Origin of the sequence: Streptomyces sp. SID14478, assembly GCF_010548525.1 — a bacterium.
In the GTDB taxonomy this organism is placed as follows: domain Bacteria; phylum Actinomycetota; class Actinomycetes; order Streptomycetales; family Streptomycetaceae; genus Streptomyces.
Map to the genome: position 1 here is coordinate 1 of NZ_JAAGMG010000179.1, position 5242 is coordinate 5242.

6 protein-coding genes are annotated in these 5242 nt (G+C 72.9%); 3 read left to right on the top strand and 3 right to left on the bottom strand.

All coding sequences use genetic code 11. The features are described 5' to 3' along the window. Positions 1 to 1047: beta-eliminating lyase-related protein (locus tag G3I40_RS06870; RefSeq protein ID WP_164301266.1), on the top strand; the 1047-nt coding region annotated here is incomplete at its 5' end. 21 nt (positions 1048 to 1068) lie between these two features. On the opposite strand, the gene G3I40_RS06875 is transcribed toward G3I40_RS06870, so the two are convergent. Next, complete coding sequence (locus G3I40_RS06875) at positions 1069 to 1290, bottom strand: hypothetical protein (protein ID WP_164301267.1); 222 nt, start codon at positions 1288 to 1290, stop codon at positions 1069 to 1071. 172 nt (positions 1291 to 1462) lie between these two features. Between G3I40_RS06875 and G3I40_RS06880 the strand changes: the two genes are divergently transcribed. After that, positions 1463 to 2569 (top strand): DUF5937 family protein, encoded by a 1107-nt coding sequence (locus tag G3I40_RS06880; RefSeq protein WP_164301268.1) that lies wholly within the window; start codon positions 1463 to 1465, stop codon positions 2567 to 2569. 42 nt (positions 2570 to 2611) lie between these two features. On the opposite strand, the gene G3I40_RS06885 is transcribed toward G3I40_RS06880, so the two are convergent. Together G3I40_RS06885 and G3I40_RS06890 are read right to left on the bottom strand one after the other, a co-directional pair. Next, complete coding sequence (locus tag G3I40_RS06885; RefSeq protein WP_164301269.1) at positions 2612 to 3283, bottom strand: response regulator transcription factor; 672 nt, start codon at positions 3281 to 3283, stop codon at positions 2612 to 2614. A 55-nt stretch (positions 3284 to 3338) separates the two neighbouring features. Continuing rightward, positions 3339 to 4541 (bottom strand): sensor histidine kinase, encoded by a 1203-nt coding sequence (locus G3I40_RS06890; RefSeq protein WP_164301270.1) that lies wholly within the window; start codon positions 4539 to 4541, stop codon positions 3339 to 3341. A 118-nt stretch (positions 4542 to 4659) separates the two neighbouring features. Between G3I40_RS06890 and G3I40_RS06895 the strand changes: the two genes are divergently transcribed. Next, the coding region (locus tag G3I40_RS06895) for an SAM-dependent methyltransferase (RefSeq protein WP_343244843.1) at positions 4660 to 5242 on the top strand (583 nt) is incomplete at its 3' end.

Genomic DNA, 5242 nt, shown 5'->3' on the forward strand with positions numbered 1-5242 from the left:
GAGCGGCTCGCGCAGCTCGCCCGGGCCGCGCAGGAGGTCGCGGACCCCCAGGCCGACCTCGACGTCTACGGGGACGGCATCGTCGCCGAGCTGGAGGCGGAGGTCGCCGCGCTGCTCGGCACGGAGGCGGCCGCGTTCTTCCCCACCGGCACGATGGCGCAGCAGGTCGCGCTGCGCTGCTGGGCCGGGCGCACCGGCAACCCCACGGTCGCCCTGCATCCGCAGGCCCACCCGGAGGTGCACGAGCGCGAGGCGCTCACCACGGTGTCGGGCCTGCGCACGGTGCACCCGACGACCGCGCCGCGCCTGCCGACGGCCGACGAGGTGCACGCCCTGGGCGAACCGTTCGGCACGCTGATGCTCGAACTGCCGCTCAGGGACGCCGGTTTCGTGCTTCCTACGTGGGAGGAGCTGGAGGAGGTCTGCGAAGCGGCACGCGCGCGGGACGCGGTGGTGCACTTCGACGGAGCCCGGCTGTGGGAGTGCACGACGCACTTCGGGCGGCCGCTGAGCGAGATCGCGGCGCTCGCCGACAGCGTCTACGTGTCGTTCTACAAGTCGCTCGGCGGCATCAGCGGTGCGGTGCTCGCGGGCCCGCGGACGTTGATCGACGAGGCGAGGACCTGGCGGCACCGCTACGGGGGGCAGGTCTTCCAGCAGTTCCCCGCGGCCGTCGCGGCGCTGTCGGGGCTGGAGCGGGAGCTGCCGCGGCTGCCGGAGTACGTGGCGCACGCGCGCGTGGTCGCGCAGGCGCTGCACGAAGGGCTCGTGGAGGCCGGGGTGGCGTGGTTCCGCGTCCATCCGGAGGCGCCGCACACCCACCAGTTCCAGGTGTGGCTGCCCCATGACGCAGAGGCGCTGACGCTCGCCGGGGTCGAGCAGGCGGAGCAGACGAAGACGTCCCTGTTCGGACGGTGGTCCGCGGGCGGTCCGCCGGGGCTTTCGGTCACCGAGGTCACGGTCGCCGGACCGGGTCTTTCCTGGAGCGCCGACGACGTCCGCGCGGCCGTCGCGGACTTCGTACGGCGTCTGCCGGGCCGGTCGTAGCCGGCCTCTCGTCACCGCGTCTCAGCATCCCGCGGCGTGCCCCCGGTGGGCGAACAGGCGGCGGGCCAGGGCGGCCCGGATCCGGCCGCGGGCGGGGCGGCCGGAGAGCACCGCCTGGAAGCGGCGGTAGTCGCGCACCTCGCGGACGGCCTCCCAGTCGTGCAGGCCGGGCGCCGGTCCGGGCGTCTCGCCGCGCTGGGCGGCGCGGTACACGTCGAGGGCGTACTGCTGATTGACGTTCATGACGAACACCTCTCCCCTTGATTGTCGCGCTACGCCCCGGAATCAGCCCATTTGCTGCGCTTCGGGGCCTACGACGAAGAGACTGCTCCCTGCGTCACGGCCCGGTCACGTCGATTGACGGGAGCCGTCAATCGATGCCCCGGCTGTCAGTGGCGCCGTGCACCATGGGGTCATGAGCGTGAGCATCGACATCACGGGCCTGGCGCCCGAGCGCGTCAGCGTCGTGCCCTCGCCCCTGGCCGAGCTCGGCATGGCGCTGCACGCGCTGGCCGAGCCCGCACACCACCCGGGGCTGCAGGGGTGGACGACGAGCGTGTCCGCGTGCCTGGACGCCTGCCTGGCGGACCGGCTGTGCGAGGCGGACTTCCTGTGGCGCACGACGTTCTCGGACGTCTTCACCCCCTCGGCCGGCATCCCCGGCCGGCGCGCGCGTCCGGGGGCGACGCTCACCGAGGAGCTCGACCTGCTCGACAAGCTGTCCGACGAGCAGTTCGTGGACGCGGCCCTGGAGTTCACCTGCCAGTCCACGTACGCGAGCCGCACCGCGAGCCGCCTCGACGACCCGCACACGCGGGAGCGCGCACTGGAGCTCGCGGCCGCGCGTGGGGCGCATCAAGTGCAGTTCACCAAGCGGCTGTTGGACGATCCGCCGGCCATCAGGTCCTGGTTCCGCGAGCTGCTGCGGGACTGCGACGAGGCGTTCTTCTCGGACGTGTGGGCGCGTGTGCAGCACCAGTTGGCGGCCGACGCGCGGCACAAGACGGAACTGATGCGCCGCAAGGGGCTCGGGGAAGCGCTCAGGGCGACCTCCGCCGCGGTCTCGCTCGACGAGGCGGGCCGCACCGTCACGGTCGACAAGATCACCGACGGGTTCACGGCCACGGAGGACGGCGACCTCGTCCTGGTGCCGACGAGCCTCGGCTGGCCGCACCTGTGGGTCCTGCACCGGGCGGACTGGCAGCCGGTGATCATGTATCCCGTCTCGTCACCGGGGCTCGCCAAGCCGCCCTCCGTCGAGCAGCTGACGCTGCGGATGTCGGCGCTCGCCCACCCGGTGCGGATGCGGCTGTGCCGCCACCTGGCGCGCGGCTCGTACACGACGAGCGAGCTGTCCGACGCGCACGGGATGTCGGCGCCGGAGATATCCCGGCACCTTTCGGTGCTGAAGAAGGCGGGCCTGATCACGACGCGGCGGCACGGGCGGTACGTGCAGCACCAGTTGGACCTGAGTGTGGTCTCGCGCCTGGGCGGCGACTTCATCGAGGGCGTTCTGCGCTGAGCTTCACCGGGGGCGAGCCGCACCGGGGCAGGCGGCAGGCGCTCAGCCGTGGCCGCCCGCCCGGACGAGGCCCGTCTCGTAGGCGAGGACGACGACCTGGACGCGGTCGCGCAGGTCCAGCTTCGTGAGGATGCGGCCGACGTGCGTCTTCACCGTGGCCTCCGACAGGACCAGGTGGGCGGCGATCTCGCCGTTCGACAGGCCCTGCGCGACCAGGATCATGACCTCGCGCTCGCGCTCGGTGAGCCGCTCCAGCTGCTTGTGCTGCGGCTCCTTCGTGCCGCTGGGCAGCATCGGGGCGAACCGGTCGAGCAGCCGCCGCGTGGTGGACGGCGCGACGACCGCGTCGCCGCTGTGCACCGAGCGGATCGCGGTGAGCAGTTCGCCGGGCGGCACGTCCTTGAGCATGAAGCCGGAGGCGCCCGCCTTGAGCCCGGAGAAGGCGTACTCGTCGAGGTCGAACGTCGTCAGGATCAGCACCTTCGGCGGGTTGGGGTCCGCGCAGACGCGCCGCGTCGTCTCGACCCCGTCCAGTTTCGGCATGCGGACGTCCATGAGGACGACGTCCACGGACGTCGCGCGCAGCACCTCCAGCGCCTCGACGCCGTCGCCCGCCTCGGCGACGACCTCCATGTCCGGCTGGGCGGCGAGCACCATCCGGAAGCCGGTGCGCAGCAGCACCTGGTCGTCGACGAGCATGACCTTGATCGACATCGGGCGGGTCCTCACGTCTCGTGGCGGCTTGTGCGGGCTCAGTAGCTGGTACGTGTCAGTGGGCGGGCTTGAGAGGCAGCAGCACGCTGATGCGGAAGCCACCGCCGGGCCGCGGGCCGGCGTCCAGCGTGCCGCCGACCATACCCACGCGCTCGCGCATCCCGATGAGGCCGTGCCCCCGGCCGTCGGCGCCGCCGTCCTCGTACAGCTCGTGCGGGGCGCCCTTGCCGTCGTCCTCGACCAGCAGGCCCAGGCCGTCGTCGAAGTAGACGAGGCGGACGCTGGCGCCCGCGTTGTCGCCGCCGTGCTTGCGGGTGTTGGTGAGGGCTTCCTGCACGATGCGGTACGCCGTCAGCTCGACGCCGCTGGGCAGCGGGCGCGGGGTGCCCTCCACCTTGAAGTCGACCGGGAGGCCCGCAGTGCGCACCTGCTCGACGAGGTCCTCGATCTGCTCGACGTCGGGCTGCGGCACGTACTCGCCGCCCTCCTCGTGCTCGCCGGTGCGCAGCACGCCGAGCAGCCGGCGCATCTCCGCGAGGGCCTGCCGGCCCGTGCCGGAGATGGTCTCCAGGGCCTTCTTGGCCTGCTCGGGGGCCTGGTCGAGGACGTAGGCGGCGCCGTCGGCCTGCACCACCATCACCGAGACGTTGTGCGCGACGACGTCGTGCAACTCGCGGGCGATGCGCGCCCGTTCCGCGGCGACCGCGACCTTCGACTGGGCCTCGCGCTCCTTCTCCAGGCGGTTCGCGCGCTCCTCCAGCTGCGCCAGGTAGGCGCGGCGGGTGCGCAGCGAGTCGCCGAGGACCCAGGCGAGGGCGAACGGCACCATCGTGAAGACCATGAGCGCGAGGGTGCCCGCGGCGCCCTGGTGCTCCTCCGGCCAGCGCAGCTGCGCGAGCGGGGCCGCGCACAGACCGCCGGCGAGCGCGAGCCGGGACGCCCAGCGGGCGCCGGTCGCGGCGACCGTGTAGACGATCACCAGCATGGCGAAGTCCGACGGATTGACCCGCGCGTCCGTCACCAGCTGTGCCAGCCCCACGAACGCGGCCAGGACCAGCATCTTCTCCGGCATCCGGCGGCGCAGGGCGACGACCACGCCCAGCAGCGCGGCGCACACGAGCGTCGCCGCTTCGTTGTAGTCGGACTCCCGTCCGTCGATCGCGCCCGCGCCCACCACCGACATCCCGAACAGGATCACGGCCCAGAAGCCGTCGACCCATGTCGGGTGTCTGCGGAGGAAGTCATAGAGGCGCTGCACGTAACCCAGAGTAGGTAGGCCCGCAGCGTGCAGGGGTCAACCGGAGGACCGATCCGCGCCCGGCGCGCGTACTCCCCAAGGTGGAGGCGCATGCGCTCCCTGTGCATAGCCTTCAGGCGTGACGAACGTGCGACAGGGCCTGCGCGACGGGGGCCGCGGGTGGCGGGAGGCCACGGAAGAGGCGCTGTACGGGGCGCACGGTTTCTACCGCGGGGGCGAGGGCCCCGCCGCGCACTTCCGTACGTCGGTGCACGCGTCGGCGCTTTTCGCGGGGGCCGTGGCCGAACTGCTGTGCCGGGTCGACGCGGCGCTCGGGGAACCGGACGAGCTGGCCTTCGTCGACATGGCGGCGGGGCGCGGTGAGCTCGTTTCCCGCGTCCTACAGGTGCTGCCGGAAGAAGTGGCGGCACGCGTGCGTGCGTACGCGGTGGAGAAGGCGGACCGCCCGGCCGGTCTCGATCCCCGCATCGCGTGGCGGGCCGAGCCGCCTGCCGCGATCCACGGGCTCCTCTTCGCGAACGAGTGGCTCGACAACGTGCCCCTGGACGTCGTCGAGGCGGACGCGGACGGCACGGCGCGGCTGGTGCTCGTACGGGACGACGGCACGGAGAGCCTGGCCGCGACGCCCCTGGAGGAGCCGCTGCGGCGCTGGCTCGACGCCTGGTGGCCGCTGCCGGCCGAGGCGGGGCTGCGCGCCGAGG

What these genes read in the sequence shown, in the direction of transcription:
- G3I40_RS06885 (WP_164301269.1), bottom strand. Translation starts at nt 3,283, where the DNA reads ATGTCGATCAAGGTCATGCTCGTCGACGACCAGGTGCTGCTGCGCACC.
- G3I40_RS06880 (WP_164301268.1), top strand. Translation starts at nt 1,463, where the DNA reads ATGAGCGTGAGCATCGACATCACGGGCCTGGCGCCCGAGCGCGTCAGC.
- G3I40_RS06875 (WP_164301267.1), bottom strand. Translation starts at nt 1,290, where the DNA reads ATGAACGTCAATCAGCAGTACGCCCTCGACGTGTACCGCGCCGCCCAG.